This window comes from Alphaproteobacteria bacterium (genome assembly GCA_016722515.1).
GTDB lineage: Bacteria > Pseudomonadota > Alphaproteobacteria > Rickettsiales > JADKJE01 > JADKJE01.
Window position 1 is genome coordinate 86780 of sequence record JADKJE010000002.1, and the last position, 22698, is coordinate 109477.

Sequence of the window (22698 nt, forward strand, 5' to 3'; positions counted from 1 at the left end):
ATACCTACACTTGACCGAGTATTTTAATTTTAGCTTTGGGATGAATTTCCTGCTGCGATAAAACCGATGTCATCGCCCGGAACCGCTCTACCACTGAACGCACATAAGGACGGGTAGCTGGATTCGTCAACAGTATCGGTTGCTCACCTTTCATCGATTGCTCATCCATCACCTTACGCACTTTAGCAATAAATTCCTGTAACTTGGATGGCGCCATCGATAATTGTTTTTCATCACCCACTGCCATTAACGATTCCATAAATGCCTGTTCCCATTCTGGCGACAGGGCAATAATAGGAATATAACCTTTTGCACTGGTTTGGCTGGCACTGATCTGCCGCGCCAAACGGGAGCGTACATGCTCGGTAATCAGAGTAATATTTTGGGTCGTACGGGTGGCCTCGGCTAATGCTTCAAGGATCGTGGGCAAATCGCGGATAGAGATTAATTCTGATAACAAATTTTGCAGCACACGCTGCACACCACTTACACTGATACGCGAAGGTACTGTATCGCCAACTAGTTTTTGATGTTCTTCTGCCAATTCATCCAACAAGCGCTGGGTGGCACTGTACGTGAGCAAATCCGTAATGTTTTCTTTGATAATTTCGGTTAAATGCGTCGTGATAACCGTAGGCGGATCGACAACAGTTAAGTTTTTAAATAGTGCATCCTCACGCAGATGCTCGGCGACCCATTTAGCAGGAAGGCCAAATGCTGGTTCTTTGGTATCATTTCCTGGCAACGTAATGGGCGCACCCGTGGGATCCATCACTAATAATTTATCGGGCTCAATCGTACCTTCACCGCAAATAATATCTTTCAGCCGGATAGCATAATGGCTTGACGCCATTTGCATATTATCTTGGATACGCACGGAAGGCATCACAAATCCATAATCACGAGCCATTTGTTTACGCAGGGCTTTGATCTGTTCCGTTAATTTATGGCCTTTAGCATAATGGATCAGTGGCAATAACCCATAGCCCAGCTCCAAACGCAGCATATCGATATGTAACGCTTGCGATACGGGTTCATCTGATTCTGCTGCACCTGGTTTTCCAGGGACTGTCGCTGCTGAAGACAGGCCAGAATCTCGTCCATCTTTCGTCGCACCCTGTACCCCTTGAGGGTGTTTAGTATCAATTCCACGCAATTTCCATGCCGCCGAGCCAATCATAAGCGATAATATCAAAAATGGTAGCGAAGGAATTCCAGGAACCACAGCCAACGTAAATAATAATCCACTGGAAATTGCCAGAGACTTAGGAAAGTTACTTAACTGACCAAAAATCGCCCGTTCAGTGGTGCCGGCAACACCTGCTTTGGCAACCAAGAGACCCGCCGCCATCGACACAATCAAGGCAGGAATTTGCGCCACCAGCCCATCACCAATTGTCAATAATGTATAGGATTCAAGTGCATGATGAAAATCCATATCACGCTGCACAACACCAATCACAATACCGGCAATTAAGTTGATGCCTGTAATCAGCAACCCGGCGATCGCATCGCCGCGTACGAATTTACTGGCACCATCCATCGATCCGAAGAAGGTGCTCTCTTCTTCTAATTCCTTACGTCGACTCTTTGCTGTTTGCTCGTCGATCAATCCCGCAGAAAGATCAGCATCAATAGCCATTTGTTTTCCAGGCATGGCATCCAAGCTAAAACGCGCAGCCACCTCAGCGATACGACCAGAACCTTTGGTAATCACCACAAAGTTAATGATGGTTAGAATCAGAAACACAATGGCCCCAATCACCACTGACCCTTGGATCACAAATTTACCAAACGCTTCAATCACATGTCCTGCAGCGTCTGAGCCCGTATGGCCATCCCTTAAAATCAAACGCGTGGATGCAATATTAAGCGACAGCCTTAAAATCGTTGTCACAAGCAAAATAGTAGGGAACGAACTTAAATCCAAAGCCCGGCTGATAAAAAGCACGGTCATTAAAATAACCACCGAAGCAGTAATGGATACTGCCAATAATAAATCGAGCAATTGCTTGGGAACAGGGATCAATAAAACACACAAAATCCCCAAAATGCCAATCGCAAACGCGGTATCGCGGTATTCGGTTAGTTTTTTAAACCCGCCGAAACCTGTTTTAGCTGCTACCGTTCCCGCCGCTTCACCCGCCATGCCCAGCCTTATATGATTTCATTAAACCCTTATTACCTACTAGAATAAAAACCCTGACGGTAGAAGTCAACAGATCCTCACATCTTTCACATGAAAACCGAAAAGTTTTCACTCTCGACAAAATGCACAGAATCATAGACACTCCTGTCTGGATTTAAACAGTGGACGGTCACAGATGGTTCTATTTCAACGTTACTCCAGCCGTTTCTTTCACCTGGTTGCTATCATCACCGCTACCCTTGCATTTTGCATTATTCCTCCCCTGGAAGTTGTTTCCGGCGGAGCCATTTCTGTAACGCTTGCTATTGCCAGCATTCCTTTTCTTGGTTTGCTTATCGCCGACAAACAATGGCAGTGGATCAAACTACCTGTTTGGAGATGGTTTTTAGCATTGATGATGCTTGGGTTCCTCTCATGCCTTTGGGCGCTTCACCCTGATCGGGCCATCCATGTTTCTCATCTTGTTTTTAACACCGTTGTTCCCGGTATTGTGTTTGTGGTTGGCCTTTGGTACCTAACACAGAAGCAATCCTCATGGATTGTCTTTGCCATTGTGGGTGGATTTTTATGCGGATTGGCCTTTTTGACCGAAGAGTATGTTTCAAATGGATTTGTCAGCCGCTGGTGGCGCTTCGTCGTTAACCGCAAAGAACAGGATGTTTTTTCCTTAGACTTATTAAATAAATCGGTTCAATTTATGACCCCCTACAGTTTTGCAGTTGCCGCATTATGCCTGCGTTGGTGTAAACCCTCGTTTCTCGTAGGCGCGTGGATAGGCATTGCACTTGTCATCAGCCAACTTCATTCATTAGCAGGACAATTAGGTTTCATTCTCGGCAGCGTGGCAATGCTCCTTTATTATCGAACCAACGGAAGAATCGTAAATGTCTTTATTGCACTGGTGATGATTACTCCTGTTATTATCCCATTACTGCTCATGATGATTGACGATCCATTTATTCATCAATATGGACCACATCTTCCACTTAGTTCGTTACATCGCCTTTATATATGGCAACGCTATATGTTGCATTTGAAGCACGCACTTCCATGGGGCCTGGGGATTGGGAATACCGAACATTTGGATAATCTTCAAAACATGCCACAAGCTCTCCTGGATGCCCACATAGAAATTCCCCTGCGCCACCCTCACAATATGTGGTTCCAACTCTATTTAGAGCTTGGGTTTTTAGGGGTTATCCTGTTTGCCGGGTTTGTTATCTGTTTATTGCTGGGCATTCATCGCCTCAATCATCACCTCGTGTTTCGCAGTCTCTGCATGGCAAGTCTGGTGAATTACTTATTTATAGGGATGGTTGATTATGACATGTGGCGCGATCGTTGGATTACAGCAGCTTTTATGTGTATAGGAGTTATTGGGGTTGGCCGGAATCTAAACGCCTTGTCAAACCAAAGAAAGTCCACGCCTTTTATACCGGCAAATACACCGTGAATTTACTTCCCTGGCCCAATACACTTTCAATCTGTAATGCCCCCTGGTGGTGATTGATAATTTGTTTTACGATTGAAAGCCCCAATCCAAATCCACCCACTGCACGGCTTCGCGCTTTATCAACGCGATAAAAACGCTCAGTCAAACGCGGTAAATGATCCGGGGAAATACCTTCGCCATTATCACTCACCGCTATATAAATTGCCAATTTGCATTCCAACGGCAATGCTTCCTTTATTTCTAGCGCAAATGACGATGTCGTCCCCACATGGACATGAATGGGAGTTCTTGCATTGCCATATTTAATAGCATTACTGAGTAAATTCGTAAGCACCATGGCCAGTTCATTCGTATCGCCTTTGATAAGTGGCAAATCATTATGTGGTTCCACAAGGATATCCATTTCTTTCTCTGCCGCTAATGCTTCCATTTGCTGGATACAATCGGCCATAATATCTTCAACATGGACAATCTCTTTGGGCGTACTAAACGCATTGATTTCAATTTTTGATAAGGACAAAAGCTCATTGACCAAATCATTCATGCGTTTTGCCTGCTCAGCCATCATTTCAAGAAACGTTTCACGTGCCTGCGGATCATCTTTGGCTGACGTTCGAATGGTTTCGATGAGGCCGATAATTCCAGTAAGCGGTGTTCTGATTTCATGGCTAGCATTAGCAACGAAATCACTGACCAATTGCTTCATTCTCTTGGATTCAGTGATATCATGCATGACTAAAATTAAGGCAATCCCACCAGGTGATGCAACTGGGAAGCGTTCAATTCGCAATGAATAATCCCGCCCATTTTCTGGAATACGCAGCTCTATAGATCGGCTGGTTTCTTCTTCTAAAACCGACTGAACGGCTTGCAGAAACACAGGATCCGCACTAATAGCATCACAATTCTTCCATTTGAGATTACGCTTAAAAGCTTCATGCGCGGCTGAATTCGCCCGGATAATTTCCAAGCGGCGGTTAAGCATGACAAATACATCCGGCATCGTATCAAAAACGATCTTGCTTTCGGCAAGCATCGTTTCAAGTTGGGTTTTTTTATTGCGCCAATTATGCTGAAGCTCATCTAAGGATTCGGCAAGACTTGTATCTTTACGTAAGAATTGAATAATATCATCGGCGGGCTTGCGATCGTCTGAAAGTTGCCGAATATAGATACTCAGCGCCTCAATTTCCCGGTAACGTACATAGCCACATGCTATGCCAGAAAGCAGAATGATCATAATAAGGCCTAGAGCCATCGGCAAGGTCAACAAATGACTTATGGCGGCAATCACAATAAGCGACCCAGGCAGGATAATCCTCGGCAGGGCATACCCCACCGACTTGATGATCATTCGTTTCTTACCCGTCTGCGCTTCCATAGTGCCCCTCAGGATGCTTTACTTGCCTTTAAAGAGTATAAACAAAATTCTATCCATTTGGTGGTTAATTTTTCCTGGACGGTATTTTGTTTCAAACGTTCATTCAAATGAGGGAAGCTAACCTCATCTAAATGCTGATCCTGGTTAAAGCAACTATACACATAATACTCGCGGCCTGTTTTGGGATCGATATGTTTTTGCAGGCACTGAGCACAGATTTCTTTCATCATACATTGCATAGGTGAGTTGATCGAGCCAATGGCCGTATGATTGGATTTAAGGAACGGTTTAAGCACGCCATGACGTGCTTGTCCTACGGCCGCCATCATGCGATCTGAGCCAATGGCAATAATCCGATCAACTGCATGCGTATCAATATCCTGCAATCCCAAATCGCCTTTGGCGTATGCCACAATCGCTTCAATAATATTGCCATGGATAGAGGCATCCTGCGAACGCTCTACTGGGAATTTCCCTTCATCGCATGCCCAGACAATGACATCAGCAGCGTCTTCAATTTCTTTTACTTTGTACCGATCCTCAAGTTTCTTATAACCGGCAATGTATAAAACTTTAGACCCAGCTTCGCGTAAAGCCTTACCAATGGAAAATAAAACCGCGTTACCCAACCCTCCGCCAACCAGCATAACCGTCTCACCCGATGTGATATGCGTCGGTGTACCTGTTGGTCCCATCAGCACCACCGGCTCTCCAGGATGAAGATGTGCACAGAGATTGGATGATCCCCCCATTTCCAGCACAATCGTTGACATCAGCCCTTGCTCTTTATCAACCCAAGCACCCGTTAACGCTAATCCTTCCATCGCCAGTGTCGTCTGGTGATCGCCGGTTACTTTTAAGGCAAATCGCTCAAAATTCTGCAGACGATAAAACTGCCCTGGCTCGAAATGGCGCGCAGCTAAGGGCGCCTGAACAACAACCTCTACGATTGTGGGCGTTAAACGAATGATTTCTTTTACCGTTGCTATTAGCAGATGATCGAGTTTTTTGAAGAATGACACGGCTTCTTCTGCTGATCGTGGGGCTGCTTTGGATAATATCCGCGATACCACCGGATACCCCTGTTTCGCACTTCCCATAGCTTTCACGACATTACCGGCAAACGAAGGATGCAGATCACCAAAGAAACTGACCGCCTTGCCTTCCTCATCAATAGATAACAACACCTGCACTTGCTCTGGCTTAGCTATAGCATCAGGTTCAACGGGACTGCCATCTTCCGATACTGCTTGGAAATATTTTCCATGGATAGCAAAGTGCTCCGGATCTTCCCTATGCAGCACGGTATTTGGGCTGGTTCCTGCGGCAAAGAAAATTGTCCGTGCGGGAATTAACTGCTCACGCAGAACCACTTCGCCATTCACCTCTTCGCGAATAGACACCAACAGCCCTGCGGCATGTCCTGTACCATCAACTTCAACCGACAGAGGATTGGCATTCTCGACCACATAAATACCTTCCTGTAGCGCCATTTCCACTTCTTCATGGTTTAAGCGATAGCTAGGTGCATCGGATAAGGGCCGACGATAAACAAGGGATGATCCACCCCATTGTCTCAATAATGAAATAATATCTGGCTCACGCTGCTGGCTTAGAGCACGCTCACGCTCATCCCGAATCGCTTTAGCATGACTCATCATTTCTTGAGCAAGCTCTCGCTCTTCACTGTTCCATGCCCGCTCTATCGCTTCTTGACCATAATGGGCCACTAAGGTTTCATACCGACTTAAATATTTCTCGACCTGGATTGGGTAATAAGCCAGCGCCTCAGTGGCTGTATCAATACCGGTTAATCCACCGCCAATAACAACCACCGGCAAACGCACCTGTAAATTAGCTATCGAGTCACTTTTTGCTGCGCCAGTTAGCTGCAGTGCCATCAAAAAGTCAGATGCAGTCCTGACACCTCGTGCCATGGCATTTGGGATATCTAGAACCGTTGGTTTTCCCGCCCCCATACATAAAGCGATATGGTCAAAACCAAGTTCTTTTGCATCGTCATAGGTGATATTGCTGCCAAAACGAATACCGCTATACATGCGGAAGGACTCGCGTCTTTCCAATAAAAGACGGATCACCTTAAGATAGTTTTTATCCCAACGAACCGTAATCCCATATTCGGCAACACCACCAAATCCACCTACCGTACGCGTATCAAGCGGTTCAAATAAGGTTTGCTGAACCTGTTTTATCGGTTCAAAAGGCACCCGCTCCCCATGAGGCGTAATACCTGATATTTCCACAGGAAGTGGCTCTATTTTAAGGCCGTCAATGGCCACAATCGTATGGCCGTCATTGAGCAAATGGTGCGCCAGGGTATATCCGGCAGGCCCAAGACCGGCGACTAATATTTTATATCCGGATTCAACACGCGGTAACGGACGATGAAGATTTAACGGATTCCATCGGGTCAACAGTGAATAAATTTCAAACCCCCACGGCAAGTGCAGTACATTTTCGAGGTTCTTGGTTTCGACTTGCGGAATATTAACCGGTTCTTGTTTTTGATAAATACATCCTTTCATGCAATCATTACAGATACGATGCCCTGTACCTGCACACATTGGATTATCCACTGTCACAATTGCTAATGCGCCAACCGCGTACCCTTGGGCACTCACGATATTCATTTCAGAAATTTTTTCTTCAAGCGGACAACCGGTCAAGGTTACTTTAGTGGGGCTTACTTTAAAGCTGCCATCCTTTTCTTTATAACCTTTTGAACAGGAATCTTTGCCCTGGTTATGGCAATAAATACAGTAATTAGCATCATCAAGTGCTTTCTTAAGTGAATATCCCGGGTCGGTCATTTTAAACCCTTCGCGATAGCGTAATTTCTCATCCTCCATCTTAAGGACGGTAACGCCATGTATCACTTCTGTTTCTACGGGCACCAAGTGATCAAAATCGAGTTTATGCGGACGTTTAAATAACACACCGTATTTATGCCGCTGCTTGCCTTCGTCCGAATCCAGCGCCCATAACGCATAATTGGCAAGGATACTTAATGCTTCGAGGTTTGCCTCTTCTTCTTCCATCTTGTTATTGACCGCTTGGGAATAACGCAACTCATTAATATCGCCGCCAATTAACTCTTCTACATCACGCGTTAAACGCTCACCGTCAATAACTGAAATATCTTTGCTGGTAGCCAATTTAGGGGCACGACGCTGTACAAATAAGCGCTTACACGTATAGATAGGCGCTAATTCATGATGCTGTTGCTGTAAGGCAATCACTTCTTTTTGGCACCCAAATAAGCTCCCGATAAAATCCTCAACATAAGGAGCTAGTTCAATGAGAAGATTTGATTCATCTTTAGCTTCTATTTCTCCCGGTAAAGCCCTTGCTTTAACGAAGCGATTAAAGAGATCAATGTTAGAACCTTTCAGCGCGTGTATAAAGGCCGCGTCAACACGCTCCAGTCCTTCGCGCCTGTAGAGATCGGCAAATGTCAGCCCAAAGGCTAAATGCAATTTTCCCATTGATCCTTCTCCCTTCTTAAATGCCACTGCCGGTAGTGGCTTTTGCATCCAAATCGGCGACACTTTCAACCAAATTTTTCTCAACATAATCAAGAAGCATTTTAACGCTTGTCAAGATGTCGCAATTTTCGGTATCGACAATCAAATCTGGATTATCGGGCTCTTCGTAAGGAGCTGAAATGCCTGTAAATTCTTTAATTTCACCTTTGCGTGCCTTTTGATAAAGGCCTTTAGGGTCGCGTTTTTCACAGGTTGCTACATCTGCTTTGATATAGATACTGTGGAAAGACGAAGGTGCTGCCGTACGCGCCCGATGACGATCCTGACGGTAAGGAGAAATAAATGCCGTAATGACAATCATCCCAGCATTGGCAAACAATGCGGCAACTTCACTGACACGCCGAATGTTTTCTGAACGGTCTTCAGGGGCAAATCCAAGGTCGGCACTTAAACCACCACGGATATTATCACCATCAAGCACGTACACATGATAGCCCTTGTTAAACAAATGCTGTTGCAATTCAAGTGCCAGGGTCGTTTTTCCTGAACCCGATAAGCCACTAAACCATAACACGCCACCCTTGTGGCCATTGCGCAGCGCGCGCTGTTCCGGTGTAATACGAATATCCACCGCGTGAATATTTTTGGATTTAATTTCCACATCGACACGTTGGTTGGTAAATCCATATAGATCAATAATACCACCACCGACCGGTCTAAACCCGCGCACTAACATAAAACGACCAGTATCAGCATTTTCGTTAAACGAATCCATTGCTGCCAGCCCTTTAATTCTAAAGATGACTTCGGCTACATCATTGCGTTCAACACGCTCTTTGACATGATGCCCAAGATCGGATGTATCAACTACGCGTTCAATTTCTTTCACTTCGACTTCATAACTAGACGTATTGATTTTTAATTTATAGCGCTCACCAATAACAAGAGGCTTATCATCCAACCAAAAAATCCTTGCTCTAAAAATATTTGTCAAAAAAGGCGCTTGCTGAACATGACTGATTACATGGCCACGTTCGACAAAAATCTGGTCTTCCAGTGTAATTCCAACGGACATGCCCGCAGATGCGTGCTCTACAGTTGGCAAATCACGGCTGCCATTCCAGCTCTCGATGGATTTGACCTTCACCATTTTATTGGTAGGAGAAAAAATGATATTATCACCGACGCGAATCGATCCACTTTCAATACGACCGGCAATGATGCGACGCTCGTCAAATTTATAAACGTCCTGAACCGGAAAGCGCAACGGCAATTCTGCAGAAGCAGGCTGTTTTTTAAAATGATCCAATGCTTCAATAACCGCAGGACCCGTGTACCATTTCATCTTATCCGATGTCTTGATGATATTATCGCCTTCACGAGCCGAGATTGGAATAATATAGGTAGGCACGACGCCAATATCTTTGAGATACTCACGATATTCCTGCTCAATTTGCCTGAACACATTTTCATCATATCCCACCAAATCCATTTTATTGACAGCAACAGCTATCTGGCGGACCCCCAACAAATGCAGCAAATAACCATGGCGCTTAGATTGTTCTTTAACACCTTCTTTGGCATCAATAATTAATAGGGCCGCCTCACTGTTCGCCGCACCAGAAATCATGTTTTTTAAGAATTCTTTATGGCCTGGAGCATCAATGATAACATAGTCACGCAACGGTGTTTTAAACCAGATTTGCGATGTATCGATGGTAATTCCCTGATCGCGTTCTGCTTGCAGTGCATCCATTAAGAATGACCACTCAAACGGCATACCACGCTTTTTGCATAACATTTGAATTTGCTCAAATTTGCCATCGGGCAAAGAATCCGTATCATGGAACAAACGGCCAATTAAGGTTGATTTACCATGATCCACGTGACCCACAATCACAATTTTCATTTGTTCGCGATGACATTGTGGCTCCTGGCCAAATTGTGCTGCAAGAACATCCATCATATTATTTCCTATCCTATCCACTATTATTGCTCAATTTATCTCTTATTGATATGGCCTACATATACCCATCAGCACGCAAACGCTCAAATGCCGACTCGTCTTCATCGGCGCCCATAGGCCTGCCTGAACGTTCTGACACTTTGGTTTCACGCAATTCCTGAATCACTTCTTCAATGGTTTGCGCTGCACTTGGCAATGGGAAGGTAATGCCTTTTTCACCGAGCGACCTGAAACGCATCATTTCGCCACCATACTCTTTGCCAAAGAATTCAAAATAAGGCCGTGCATAATAAAGTGGAACGACCGGGATTTTTTCGCGTTGAATATAAAGCCACACATCAAGCTCAGTCCAATGCAGCAATGGATGGATACGAATATGTGTGCCCGGTGCAAAATCCGTCATATACTGGCCCCAAAATTCAGGTGGCTGGTCTTTGACATCCCATTGGCCTTCGGTATCGCGTGGGCTAAAATAACGCTCTTTAGCGCGGGTTCCTTCCTCATCGCGACGAATGCCGGCAATCACACCATTAAAACCATGTTTTGCCAATACATTTTTAAACCGCCGGTTTTTCGTGCTGCTACACGTGCTGAATGCGGCAGGCTGGGATCGGTGGTTTCAATGGGTGGACAAATTTCGATAATTAAATCTAGGTTCCATTCTTTGGTGTACTTGGCACGATATTCATACACTTCTTCCATTTCTAATTCGGTATCACAATGAATAAGTGGAAATGGCACATGTCCCAAGAAAGCTTTGCGCGCCAAGTGGATCATCACCGTGCTGTCTTTACCAAATGACCACAGCATACCAAGATTGTTAATGGCGTTGAACGCTTCGCGAAAAATATAAATACTCTGTGCTTCTAGTTGATCTAAATGATCCATAATATTACCTTTTTTAATTCACTTTCATCTATGCCTATTAAACACTCCAATCTGCATCCTGCGGTACATGAAGTCCGCATTCCTGCTTTTGCTCCCCGCCTGGAAAACCAGCCGTATGTGCCCAGCGTCCGGCGCGTTCATCTTCGCCGCTCTTCACAGGTCTCGTGCATGGAGCACAGCCAATGGACAAATACCCTTTATCAACCAACGGATGTTTAGGCAAATTTCTTTTTTCCATTTCACGCGTTACATCATCCTTTGTCCAGCTGAATTGGGGATTGATTTTAAAAATCCCCTTTTCGTCGATCTCAATAGAATCCATATCTTCGCGATCTTTGGTTTGAAATCGCTTGCGCCCGGTTATTAACGCCCGCAATCCTGAGCGGGCTATTTCGCGGTCAAGTGGCTCAACTTTGCGTAGCCAGCAGCACCGATTGGGCTGATAGCTCCATAAGTCTCCCTGCTTATCGATATTATTCACCAAATTAGGATCTGGACGAAGCATTCGTACATCTTTAAGTCCCAAACAATGAATCACTTCATTAACGTAATCTAATGTCTCTGGAAAATGCTTTTCTGTTTCCAAAAATAGAACAGGTATCGTTGGATCGACCTCTGCAACCAGAGCCAATAACACCACAGCATCAGCACCAAATGACGAAACAACAGCAATTTCTCCAGGAAATTCTTCCTTAGCCATGACCCGAATTAAAGGTAAAGCATCAAGTCCACCAAAAAACGTTTGCAGACGCGTTACGGAAACAGTCATAGCCACCCTTCCTTATCAATTAACGCATCCATACGTTTTACCATCTCATTATAAGAAAGCTCCTCTTTTTTCCAGTCCTGGCGTACGGCGTGAAGCTTAGTAATACGCTTGTCCCAATCCAAACCCAACAATTTTTCTAAATGATGACGGATGCGTTTGGCAAGTCCCGGCGCTTTACCGCCGGTAGATACGGAAATCAGTAAATCACCCTGACGCATAATAGAAGGCACATTGAAATCGCATAAATCTGGAGTATCGTGCACATTCACCCACACATGATAGCGATGCGCGATGTCTCGTAGCTGTTTAGATGTTTCCAGGTCCAGCCCAACGACAAACATCATTGCATGCCCAGCAATCTGATCTTCATCTGGAAAGTAATCAAGTACCGTAACCTCCATGCCCTCTGCGCGCAATTGCGCGGCTCGCTTCGTCAAAAGCGCGCCTTTACCAACTAATAAAATGCTCAATGATGGAAGGGCTATAATGGGAAACACGTTGCTATACCTGCTTGATTTTATTTAAGCCACACGGCTCCTGCACATTGTGATTGAAGCTGCGTTACGACATGGTCCGTACCCACACGATGCACATAATCACCATACCCCTCACCCGATAACTTACCTTGGGCATAATCAGCAAAAAACACATCAAACATACGTGGCAATTCGCTGAAAGGAACCCGGTCGAGAATTTTTGTATTCAAACGTGTCCCCTCAAAATCGCCGCCAATATAAATGGCATAATGATCTGGGGTTCTGCCTACAATACCAATATCACCAACATACGGACGGGCACAACCATTAGGGCAGCCCGTCATGCGTACAGCTATTTTTTCCTGCAGAACCCCATGTTTTTCCATTATTTTTTCTAGATCAGCCACCAGCGGTAACTTGACACGCTCCGCTTCAGCAAGGGCCTTTCCACAGGTTGGCAGCGCAACACAAGCCAGAAAATCCCGATATACGGCAGAAATATCTTCACGCAATTTAATGCCATGCTCTTTAAAAAGGGCGATGATATCCGCTTTGTCGGCGGCATCAATGTTACACAACAGGATATTTTGATCCGCAGTTAAACGTAAATCCATGCGATATGTCTGGATTACCTTGCGTAACCCGGTACGAATTCTCTCGTCATCGCGGTCCAGGATTCTTCCGCTAGATATCGGAACTCCTAACCACCATTTACCATCGCCCTGCTCATGCCATCCCAAATGATCGGGTATGTCAAATTTGCCCATAGGCCGTGGATCCTGAAGTGGCTTGCCAAAGTACGACTCCAGCGTTTTACGTGTCCACTCAATGCCGTTTTCTTCTACTACATATTTAAGACGTGCATGCTTGCGATTGGTACGGTCACCATTATCACGCTGCAATTTCACCACAGCTTCAGAGACCGAAACGATATCCTCTGGCTTTACATAAGCAATAGGCGTTGCCAGACGCGGATAGGTATCAGGCTTATTATGGGTAATACCCAGCCCTCCGCCCAAACAGACATTGTAACCCTCCAATGTCTGACCATTGAAAAAGGGAATAATAGCAAGGTCGTTCGTCATCGCATCCACTGAATTGTCCAATGGTTCGGCAATGGCAATTTTGAATTTGCGCGGCAAGTATAATGTGCCGTAGATGGGCTCTTCTTCGGTTTCAGGGTCGACTATATTTTCACCATCGATCCAGATTTCATGGTACGCATGGGTTTGCGGAGCAAAATGTTTTGCCAGTGCATACCCTAAATCTTCGATGATTTTATGCTTGGCATCCTTAATCGGCGCACTCGTCCACAAAATATTACGCACCACATCACCACAAGCCGACAGCGTGCTCAGTAAGGCCTCATTGATGGCTTTGATAAAGGGCTTCATATTTTTTTTAACGATGCAATGGAACTGGAACGTCTCACGCGTCGTAATGCGCAATGTGCCATTGGCAAACTGGTCGCACAAATCATCCATGATCAGATATTGCTTGGCAGTCAATTGCCCCCCTGGCATCCGCAAACGCACCATGAATTCATGGTGCTTTTCCAGGCCTGCTTTTTTACGTTCAGTCGCGGTATCACGATCATAACCAAAATAACTGCCATGAAATTTAAGCAATTCATAAACATCATCTGATACATAATCGTTTGAAGTATCATCCAGTTCCTTACTCACATCACCACGTAAATAGCGACTTGCGAGTTTAATTTCTTCCGCATGGGATGGTTTTTTAACCGTGTCTGTCATGGCATAACCTACTGATTATTGGGGTGGGAAAGGAATTTAACCAATCTCTCCTTGAATCTCAAGCTGGAATTATAATGGGTGACACACCATTATGCAAGCAATTAGTGTAAATAAAAATTATTCCACATGCTTTGGATGTTTTTAGTTTTTTTAAAAACGACACACACTAACATGTCCGCTATAGCTCTAGATGAGCGCGGTATTGATAGCCTATTTTTCTATTTATTGCAATTGCTTCTTTTAAGTTGAAAAAATTCTTTTAACAACCATTGAGCCTCTCTTTCAGCAATACCACCGTAAATTTCAGGCTTGTGATGACAGGAAGTAGAATGGAAGATGCACGGTCCGTGCTCAACGCCACCACCCTTTGGGTCATAGGCTGCAAAATACAACCGTCGGATGCGGGCAAGGCTAATGGCATAGGCGCACATCGGGCAGGGCTCTAACGTCACATAAAGATCACATTCGGTCAGACGGGTATCGCCTAAAAATTCGCAGGCTTGTTTGAGAACCAACATTTCTGCATGAGCCATGGGATTATGCTCCGCCTCTACTTGATTACCCTGTTGAGCAATAACTCTACCTTGATAAACCACAACCGCCCCTACCGGCACCTCATCACGGGCAAATGCCTTTTTGGCTTCTGTGAGAGCAAGGGCCATCCATTCATTCATAGAATCTTCTCCATAAATGACATAAAACTTGGCGCTTCTTCACCATGATCAAGCTGATGTAGACCGATGGCTGGCACATCACTATGCCTGGCCAGGGTAGCCAGCATTTCTTCTACACGCATGGGGGATGAAGGCGTTTCGTTTACCACCAAACCGGCCACCACAATGCCACGCTGCTTGAGTGCCAATAAGGTCAGCAAGGTATGGTTGATGCTTCCCACATAGGTTCCGCAAACCACTAAAACAGGAATAGAGAGTTCCTGCATCCAGTCCAGCACCAGGTACCGATGGTTCAAAGGGACCATAACGCCCCCCACCCCTTCGAATAGAAAATAATCAGCCTCCGTACACACTAATCGTGTTTTACAAAATGCCAGCAGCTCCGATTCGTCAATCTTTTTTCCTTCACGTGCTGCGGCAACGTCGGGTGACAAGGGAGCACTAAACCGCCATGGCGAGACCGTATCGATTTGCTGCACAGTTGGAGCGCACCCCAGTGCCTTGATAAGCAATGCCGTATCCGATGCTTCGTCATCGGACCTAAAACCACTCACAACGGGCTTGCAGGCATCAACCGTCCTTCCTTCTCGGCGCCACTGCGCAATCAAATGTGTTGCTATCCATGTTTTGCCAATATCGGTTCCCGTCGCCGTAATGAACAGTGGCTTCATACATAGCCTTTGATAAAACAAATATCCCACGTAGCAATAATGCCTTTATCATCCGCAAAATGTTGCCTGTAGTAAGTTTCCAATGCTTTAAATTGGCCACGGGTTAAGGTTTGAGCCTGCGCTTTATGGCGAGCCCCCACCTGTTTGATTGAACGCAGTAATGCCATGACATCCGGGTAATGCCATTTGATAATTTCATGGCGAATTTCAACTTCTTTAAAGAGAGCATTGACCTCCCCTAAATAAGGTAATGAAAAATCATAGACAGGCTGCTGTAAACCACAAGCCTGATAGGTCTTCACCAATTCATGGAGCGTATTTTCTGCTGGCACCGCTATTAAACAAAACCCTCCTGGCTCTAAAACGCGGGCCATTTCATTCCATACTTTGAGTGGCTGTGGCACCCATTGTATGGCCATAGACGACAAGACACCATTACATTTACCATTACCCACAGGCACATATTCCATGTCGGCATTGATAGCTTTGCCGTGGACATTACACATCGGCAGCGATAAATCGAATGACAAAAGCTCTGTATCGAAGCGCAAATCATGTAACGCTTGTTCCACAAAACCCGTACCACAACCCATGTCTAACCAGACAGGGTTTTTCTGATGCAATTCACGACTGGCAGCCACCGCTTGGTGAGCCAGAGATTTAGCCACTTGTCTTTGCAACAAGGCAACGTGGTCATAGTGTTGGGCCGCGGCAGAAAAATCGTGCTGGACGCGCTGTTTAAACGAAAAGAGTCTTAACATGTTGCGATCACCCTTGTTAATAAATCCCTGTCATGCAAATGCGGGACATGTCCACCTTGATCCAGCATCACCAATTTATAATCCGGAAGCACTTTTTGAAACGCCTTAATCTGATGAATAGACACCACCTGATCATCATTCGCATGAATAAGGGTGGTAGGAGGGAAACCCTTAAAATCCAGATCATGGCACGAGAAACGGCCCAATTCATCCAGCCACCACAGCCAATGAGCATGGTGGCTCATATTCTCATCCAGCATGGTTTGCATGTATTTGGCCATCTGAGTCGACCCGTGATTCATCAGTGCAAATTTCCGCAATGTTTTTTCTGGATAAGCAGCATAGGCATTACGGAATGACTCAAACACACATGGCGCCATGCCATATTCAGTGCCATTAGCTTGCACATGCTGAAACGGGGGAGCTATTAAAATAAGCCTCTTGGGGTGCAATACCTGCTGTGCAACAAGCCTGCATGCGATCTGCGCCCCTAAACTCCATCCTATAATGATATCCCATGATTGGTTATAACGTAAGCAACATCGTGCAACATCGTCCATATGATTAAAGGGCCGATAATCTAGAGCCTGGGCATCAGGCACATGCGGCAATAAACTCTCCGGTATCAAATTCCACCCTGTGATCGTTAAGATCGATGTCATGTCAAGCTACCGCGTGCAATATTCCTGCCTCGTCAACCCACCCGTAATAGGTTCTGTTTAGTGCCTGCTGTTCAAGCGTATCTGAGTCATCTGCAAATACCACGACCATACCCTGCTGCTGGAGCGAATGAATCACTCCGTTTTCGCAATCGGGAGCAACCAGCACCGTATGGCTGGCTGGCTGGGGAGCAATGAGATGGGCTAAACTATCTACATAAAGGGTAAAACCACACCCAGGTTCAAGATGCTGGCTTTGCTGCACGATGTAACGCCCGCCCCGCCCTAATTCAACAGCCGTATGACGGGAGAAAATAGAAAAACCTATTCCGGTGTGATAGTCAAAATAATCTGCTTCTGCTGCATCAATCGTTACATGGACATGCGGATAATGCCTTGCAATCATGGCAACAATGGTTTCCAAACGTCCGCAAAGCTCGAGTGTTTTTTCAGTTAACGGCAATGAGCGTATATGCAACAATGTATCTTGGACCGATCCGTAAAGTGTAATCAGCGGAATAAAATAATGATGGTCATCCCCGGCTAATACTTTAATCGATTGCAGGTCCTTTTTACTCAACGCTTCCTTTAACTGAAGTTGCGTATCCAGGCTCAAGTTTAAATGCTTGAACAAATCACGAACAATCGGCGGCATAATTAAATCAATGGCAACGTCGGTAATGCCAAGCACAGACAATGCCCCAAGCGCCACACGCACCACTTCAGAATCGGCAGAAACACTATCAGATCCCAACAACTCAAAGCCAACCTGAGTACGCTGGCGCTTGCCTTCAATACCCTCGCCTTTGGTGCGCAGCACCTCACCAGCATAACATAAGCGAAGCGGTCGTGGCAAATAAGCGAGACGGCTCACAGCAATACGTGCCACCTGGGTGGTAATATCGGGTCGAATGCCCAGCATGTGATGGGAAATAGGATCAATCAGCTGAAAAGCGTGCTTACGTAGGGGCTGGTTACTGTCGGCAAACAAGCTGGTTTCAAACTCCATCAGCGGAGGCCTGACCAACTGGTATCCATATTGCTGAAAATGGGCCAATAACACACCCCGCACCCGCTCATGGGATGAAGCTTGCTCTTCAATAACATCGAAGAACCCAGGCGGCAACAAAGCAAAATGGTAAGGCGAATCAGCCGACATAGTACGATCCCCGATTATTCAACTAGCAGATTTTTCTTTTTTAGGACACGAATGACGACACCAGCAGCAATCACGGCCATAAACGCCACGATCAACCAAACAACACCGCCATTATCAACGATGTCCTGCGGACGCGTCCAATGCTCGTATATTTTAATCAGGATAAGGGCTCCCAGCGACGTTGCCATAGTGCCATAATCTTTGATAATCACGCGCTTGAATGAAAACTCCATCCCTTCAACAGCGGTACGAAGGCGGCTTAAAATGGGTATCCAACGTGGAGTTTCCTGACAATATTGCTCATAATCGCTACCAAATTTGTCAGCAAGGTATTTTTCTTCGGTATAGATAATACATTGATAGATAAACCAATAAAGGGCAATTCCCACACTAACGACCACCGGATGGCCATGCATTAGAAAAATGCCGATGCAGATCAGCATGTTTCCCAGATAAAGCGGGTTACGGCTTAAGGTAAACAAACCTTCTGTTACCAATTTATCGGCATAGACTTCCTTATTCAGCCCACCACGCTTGATATAGGCATAGCCAATCACCAAGCCGCGATACGCAAGACCAGCTACCACAATGGCAACAGCCAGAATATCTTTTGCCCGTTCAAGCACTAACGTTCCAGCAACCGTATGAATAGGCGCAAAACACAAAAAAAGCGCCAGTACTAAAATGGGAAATACCTTATCGCGGTATTTAAAGAAAAAACTCCCAATTTTTATCATTTGCTGCTTCATCATCATCACCTACCTTAACGCAATTAAGCCACAAAAATTATACCAGCGGAAAAAGACCTCGGTATGTTTAAAGCCAGCACCTTTTAATAATTCGATATTTTCTTCCATGCGGTAAGGAATCAATACATTTTCAAGTGCTTCACGTTTTTTAGCAATCTCAGTATCCGTATACCCGTTACGGCGTTTATAATCGTAATAATGATCGATAAACAAACGGTTGAACATGGTTTCTTCACTGGTCAATTTCTCAATCAAAATAAGGCAACCCTGATCATTTAAGCTTTCACAAATGGTTTTCATCACCCGCTCGCGATGTAGCGGGCGAACAAATTGCAGCGTTAGCAGCATCGTAATAACCGAGGCGTTTTCCATCGAAAATGGACGATGGAGATCGACCTCTTGGAAGTCAAACTTACGGCTTGATTGCGATTTTTTAACTTTGTCTTTGGCCTGTTGCAGCATGTCGGCTGAATTATCAAAACCAATAAAATTAACGCCGGGATCCAGCACATTATCCAAAGCAAGTAACGTGGTCGCCGTTGAGCAGCCCATATCGTAAAGGTTGGTTCCTGGACGGGCAAAATCAGATGCCAGCTCAACCGTCATACGCTGCATTTCAGCGTAATAGGGAACAGAGCGACTAACCATATCATCAAATACCTGCGCTACAGCTTTATCAAACTGGAAATCATGGATCTCCATGTCCTTGTTATCAAATATCTTGTCTTTATTTTGATTATCGAGTGTCACAATTTTTCCTGACATAACACAAACCTCCTTGGGGCTCTGAGCCTAATAGTAACCTAGGACTGATAGTAAAGCAAGAACTCAACATTTACGTTTTTCTACCCTACTCATAAGAGGGGAGTAGCTCGCTTCTTTCTACCCTCCTCCGAGAGGAGTGTCAGATTCATGCCCTCTTCGGCATGAATCTGGGGTGGTGGGAGGGGACTCAGACATGTAGGAGCACCCCTCCTAAGAGCAAATTAAAAAAGGGGCGGCAAAAGCCACCCCTTTTTGATAAAATGTTTCGCTTGGTAAAAATCGACTAGAAGCCCATTCCACCCATGCCGCCCATTCCACCCATGCCACCAGCCATACCGCCAGAACCACCACCTTTATTATCATTTTGTGCAGGTTTCTCTGCAATCAATGCATCGGTTGTGATCAAGAGGCCAGCCACAGAAGCAGCGTCTTGCAATGCAGTACGTACTACTTTGGTTGGGTCGATAATGCCCGCATCAAAAGCGTTCACATAGTCAAGTTTTTGAGCATCATAAATCCAGCTTGTGTCTTTCTTATCATCAAGTTTGCCAGCCACAACAGCGCCATCAACACCTGCGTTATCCACAATCTGTTTCAATGGGGCTTGCAGTGCTTTCTTCACGATATTCACACCAGCTCTTTGGTCTTCATTATCCACTTTAATAGCATCCAGTGCATGAGCTGCATAGAAAAGTGCAGATCCACCACCAGCCACAACGCCTTCTTCAACGGCAGCGCGGGTTGCATTCAGTGCATCTTCAACGCGGTCTTTGCGTTCTTTCACTTCCGTCTCAGAAGCGCCGCCAACTTTCAGTACAGCAACACCACCAGAGAGTTTAGCCAAACGCTCTTGCAGTTTTTCTTTATCATAATCAGAAGTGCTATCTGCAATCTGCTGACGAATTTGTGCACAACGATCTTTAATATCGTCTTCTGAGCCATTGCCAGAAATCACGGTTGTGTTATCTTTGCTGATCACAACTTTCTTAGCACGGCCAAGCTCTGCAATACCAATATTTTCAAGCTTCAAACCCAACTCTTCGCTGATTACTTGTCCACCGGTTAAAATAGCCAGATCTTCCAACATCGCTTTACGGCGATCACCAAATCCAGGAGCTTTTACAGCAGCGACTTTCAAACCACCACGGAGTTTGTTAACCACCAGGGTAGCCAGCGCCTCACCTTCTACATCTTCAGCGATGATCAAGAGAGGTTTGCCCGATTGAACCACAGCCTCAAGCAATGGCAATAATTGCTGTAATCCAGCCAGTTTTTTCTCGAACAACAAGATAAATGGATTGTCGAGTTCTACCAACATTTTTTCAGCATTGGTCACAAAATAAGGAGACAGATAACCACGATCAAACTCCATACCCTCAACCACATCGATTTCTGAGCTCAGGCCTTTGGCTTCTTCAACGGTGATAACGCCGTCTTTACCCACTTTCTCCATCGCTTCAGCAATCATTTCGCCGATTTCTTTTTCGCCATTGGCAGAAATAGTCGCAACTTGGCAAATTTCTTTTTTGCCATTCACTGGTTTGCTGCGTTTTTTGATATCTTCAATCACAGCCACAACTGCTTTATCAATACCACGCTTCAAATCCATAGGATTGAAACCAGCAACAACCGCTTTAATACCTTCAACCGCAATCGCGCGGGCAAGAATGGTTGCCGTGGTTGTACCATCTCCAGAATCATCATTCTGTTTGGTAGCAACATGTTTAATCGCCTGAGCGCCAATGTTTTTAACATTGTCTTCAAGTTCAATGCTTTTAGCCACGGTTACACCGTCTTTGGTGATTTGTGGGGCACCGTATGATTTTTCAATCACAACGTTACGGCCACGTGGGCCTAAGGTCACCGCTACCGCATCAGCAAGGATAACGATACCTTCGAGCAGACGTTTACGTGATTCATCGCCTAAAATTACTTGATTAGCCATAGATTAGTCTCCAATTGATTAAAATTTAAAGGTAGTTAGGCAGCTTGTTTTTCGTTAACAATACCCAGGATATCGGATTCTTTAACAATGATATATTCCTGACCATTGATTTTAAGTTCAGTACCGCCCCATTTAGCCAACAGGACAACATCGCCTGTTTTAACATCCAAAGGAACGATAGAGCCGTCTTCTTTACGGGCTCCTTTACCAACCGCAACCACTTTAGCACGCGATGATTTCTCTTGTGCACTGTCTGGGATAATGATCCCGCCAGCGGTTTTGGTTTCTTCTTCTAAACGCTGAACGACAACCCGGTCGTGTAATGGCGTAATACTGGTCATAGTTTACCTCTTCTGGTTATTACATCAACAATAGATACCTTGAGTGAATCAATCACCCTAGATCGATATGGGATCCGCTTTCCCCTTTGTCAAGAGGGAGCCCCTTAAAAAAATTAGATACTTTCCGCCCCACGCGTAATAGCCGTGATCCCCGTACGGGTCACTTCTACCAAGCCAAGCGGCTTCATCAAATCGATAAAAGCGTCGAGTTTCTCTGGGTTGCCAGTCACTTCAAATACAAAAGACTGCGCCGTAGAATCCACCACCCGCGAGCGAAAGATTTCAGCAATCCTAAGTGCTTCAATCCGATGCTCGCCAGCCCCAGCCACTTTAACCAATGCCAGTTCACGCTCCACATAAGGGCCCGTAACCGTTACATCACAGACTTTATGGGTGGGAACCAAATTTTCAAGCAACGCCAAAATCTGGGCAATAATCTTCGGTACGGCCTTGGTCACAATGGTAATCCGGGATAATTGGTCCTGGTCATTAATCTGCGCCACGGTCAGGCTTTCGATATTATAGCCACGGCCACTGAATAACCCAACAACCCGTCCCAACACTCCAGCTTCGTTATCGACTACGATGGCTATAATATGGCGTTCCTGCTTATCGTTTTTTTTCATAGT

The 22698-nt window shown here is 45.3% G+C and carries 18 protein-coding genes and 1 pseudogene; 1 reads left to right on the forward strand and 18 read right to left on the reverse strand.

Annotation, left to right across the window (positions count from 1 at the left end):
- Positions 1-4: 4 nt before the first annotated feature.
- Entirely contained in the window at positions 5-2149 is a 2145-nt protein-coding gene (flhA, locus tag IPP74_05125; GenBank protein MBL0318657.1) for a flagellar biosynthesis protein FlhA, read from the reverse strand.
- A gap of 175 nt (positions 2150-2324) precedes the next feature.
- On the opposite strand from flhA, the gene IPP74_05130 reads away from it, so the two are divergent.
- Positions 2325-3602, forward strand: a complete 1278-nt coding sequence (locus IPP74_05130; GenBank protein MBL0318658.1) for an O-antigen ligase family protein — start codon at positions 2325-2327, stop codon at positions 3600-3602.
- On the opposite strand, the gene IPP74_05135 is transcribed toward IPP74_05130, so the two are convergent.
- The 17 genes and pseudogenes from IPP74_05135 to ilvN form a co-directional block, all read right to left on the reverse strand.
- Positions 3580-4983 carry a PAS domain-containing protein gene (locus tag IPP74_05135; protein MBL0318659.1) on the reverse strand — a complete coding sequence of 468 codons (1404 nt, stop codon included), beginning with the start codon at positions 4981-4983 and terminating at the stop codon, positions 3580-3582. The two genes, IPP74_05130 and IPP74_05135, sit on opposite strands and share 23 nt — an antisense overlap.
- Before the next feature lie 8 nt (positions 4984-4991).
- Complete coding sequence (locus IPP74_05140; protein ID MBL0318660.1) at positions 4992-8489, reverse strand: FAD-dependent oxidoreductase; 3498 nt, start codon at positions 8487-8489, stop codon at positions 4992-4994.
- A gap of 16 nt (positions 8490-8505) precedes the next feature.
- A complete protein-coding gene (cysC, locus tag IPP74_05145; GenBank protein MBL0318661.1) occupies positions 8506-10452 on the reverse strand; it encodes an adenylyl-sulfate kinase in 1947 nt (648 codons plus the stop codon).
- Positions 10453-10510: 58 nt separating this feature from the next.
- Positions 10511-11343, reverse strand: a pseudogene (gene cysD, locus IPP74_05150) (sulfate adenylyltransferase subunit CysD).
- Positions 11344-11380: 37 nt separating this feature from the next.
- Positions 11381-12112, reverse strand: coding sequence for a phosphoadenylyl-sulfate reductase (locus IPP74_05155; protein MBL0318662.1), 732 nt, complete (start codon positions 12110-12112; stop codon positions 11381-11383).
- Positions 12109-12549, reverse strand: coding sequence for a hypothetical protein (locus tag IPP74_05160; GenBank protein ID MBL0318663.1), 441 nt, complete (start codon positions 12547-12549; stop codon positions 12109-12111). The genes IPP74_05155 and IPP74_05160 overlap by 4 nt, the downstream gene beginning before the upstream one ends.
- Before the next feature lie 80 nt (positions 12550-12629).
- Positions 12630-14345 carry an NADPH-dependent assimilatory sulfite reductase hemoprotein subunit gene (locus IPP74_05165; protein MBL0318664.1) on the reverse strand — a complete coding sequence of 572 codons (1716 nt, stop codon included), beginning with the start codon at positions 14343-14345 and terminating at the stop codon, positions 12630-12632.
- Between the two features lie 218 nt (positions 14346-14563).
- Positions 14564-15019 (reverse strand): nucleoside deaminase, encoded by a 456-nt coding sequence (locus tag IPP74_05170; protein MBL0318665.1) that lies wholly within the window; start codon positions 15017-15019, stop codon positions 14564-14566.
- Entirely contained in the window at positions 15016-15690 is a 675-nt protein-coding gene (gene bioD / locus IPP74_05175; GenBank protein ID MBL0318666.1) for a dethiobiotin synthase, read from the reverse strand. The genes IPP74_05170 and bioD overlap by 4 nt, the downstream gene beginning before the upstream one ends.
- Positions 15687-16451: a methyltransferase domain-containing protein gene (locus IPP74_05180; GenBank protein MBL0318667.1), complete on the reverse strand. Its 765-nt coding sequence runs from the start codon at positions 16449-16451 to the stop codon at positions 15687-15689. The genes bioD and IPP74_05180 overlap by 4 nt, the downstream gene beginning before the upstream one ends.
- Complete coding sequence (locus tag IPP74_05185; GenBank protein ID MBL0318668.1) at positions 16445-17113, reverse strand: alpha/beta fold hydrolase; 669 nt, start codon at positions 17111-17113, stop codon at positions 16445-16447. The genes IPP74_05180 and IPP74_05185 overlap by 7 nt, the downstream gene beginning before the upstream one ends.
- 1 nt (position 17114) lies before the next feature.
- Positions 17115-18269: an ATP phosphoribosyltransferase regulatory subunit gene (locus IPP74_05190; protein ID MBL0318669.1), complete on the reverse strand. Its 1155-nt coding sequence runs from the start codon at positions 18267-18269 to the stop codon at positions 17115-17117.
- A 14-nt stretch (positions 18270-18283) separates the two neighbouring features.
- Entirely contained in the window at positions 18284-19018 is a 735-nt protein-coding gene (locus IPP74_05195; GenBank protein MBL0318670.1) for a DUF1295 domain-containing protein, read from the reverse strand.
- A gap of 9 nt (positions 19019-19027) precedes the next feature.
- Entirely contained in the window at positions 19028-19783 is a 756-nt protein-coding gene (gene cmoA, locus IPP74_05200) for a carboxy-S-adenosyl-L-methionine synthase CmoA (GenBank protein ID MBL0318671.1), read from the reverse strand.
- Between the two features lie 283 nt (positions 19784-20066).
- Complete coding sequence (groL, locus tag IPP74_05205) at positions 20067-21728, reverse strand: chaperonin GroEL (protein ID MBL0318672.1); 1662 nt, start codon at positions 21726-21728, stop codon at positions 20067-20069.
- Between the two features lie 35 nt (positions 21729-21763).
- Positions 21764-22069, reverse strand: a complete 306-nt coding sequence (locus IPP74_05210) for a co-chaperone GroES (protein ID MBL0318673.1) — start codon at positions 22067-22069, stop codon at positions 21764-21766.
- A gap of 113 nt (positions 22070-22182) precedes the next feature.
- A complete protein-coding gene (ilvN, locus tag IPP74_05215; GenBank protein MBL0318674.1) occupies positions 22183-22695 on the reverse strand; it encodes an acetolactate synthase small subunit in 513 nt (170 codons plus the stop codon).
- Positions 22696-22698 lie beyond the last annotated feature (3 nt).

Coding starts and splice junctions, on each gene's coding strand:
- groL (MBL0318672.1), bottom strand. CDS start 21,728: ATGGCTAATCAAGTAATTTTAGGCGATGAATCACGTAAACGTCTGCTC.
- IPP74_05180 (MBL0318667.1), bottom strand. CDS start 16,451: ATGTTAAGACTCTTTTCGTTTAAACAGCGCGTCCAGCACGATTTTTCT.
- IPP74_05135 (MBL0318659.1), bottom strand. CDS start 4,983: ATGGAAGCGCAGACGGGTAAGAAACGAATGATCATCAAGTCGGTGGGG.
- ilvN (MBL0318674.1), bottom strand. CDS start 22,695: ATGAAAAAAAACGATAAGCAGGAACGCCATATTATAGCCATCGTAGTC.
- bioD (MBL0318666.1), bottom strand. CDS start 15,690: ATGAAGCCACTGTTCATTACGGCGACGGGAACCGATATTGGCAAAACA.
- flhA (MBL0318657.1), bottom strand. CDS start 2,149: ATGGCGGGTGAAGCGGCGGGAACGGTAGCAGCTAAAACAGGTTTCGGC.
- IPP74_05170 (MBL0318665.1), bottom strand. CDS start 15,019: ATGAATGAATGGATGGCCCTTGCTCTCACAGAAGCCAAAAAGGCATTT.
- IPP74_05130 (MBL0318658.1), top strand. CDS start 2,325: ATGGTTCTATTTCAACGTTACTCCAGCCGTTTCTTTCACCTGGTTGCT.
- IPP74_05190 (MBL0318669.1), bottom strand. CDS start 18,269: ATGTCGGCTGATTCGCCTTACCATTTTGCTTTGTTGCCGCCTGGGTTC.
- cysC (MBL0318661.1), bottom strand. CDS start 10,452: ATGGATGTTCTTGCAGCACAATTTGGCCAGGAGCCACAATGTCATCGC.
- IPP74_05210 (MBL0318673.1), bottom strand. CDS start 22,069: ATGACCAGTATTACGCCATTACACGACCGGGTTGTCGTTCAGCGTTTA.
- cmoA (MBL0318671.1), bottom strand. CDS start 19,783: ATGTCAGGAAAAATTGTGACACTCGATAATCAAAATAAAGACAAGATA.
- IPP74_05165 (MBL0318664.1), bottom strand. CDS start 14,345: ATGACAGACACGGTTAAAAAACCATCCCATGCGGAAGAAATTAAACTC.
- IPP74_05140 (MBL0318660.1), bottom strand. CDS start 8,489: ATGGGAAAATTGCATTTAGCCTTTGGGCTGACATTTGCCGATCTCTAC.
- IPP74_05155 (MBL0318662.1), bottom strand. CDS start 12,112: ATGACTGTTTCCGTAACGCGTCTGCAAACGTTTTTTGGTGGACTTGAT.
- IPP74_05195 (MBL0318670.1), bottom strand. CDS start 19,018: ATGAAGCAGCAAATGATAAAAATTGGGAGTTTTTTCTTTAAATACCGC.
- IPP74_05185 (MBL0318668.1), bottom strand. CDS start 17,113: ATGACATCGATCTTAACGATCACAGGGTGGAATTTGATACCGGAGAGT.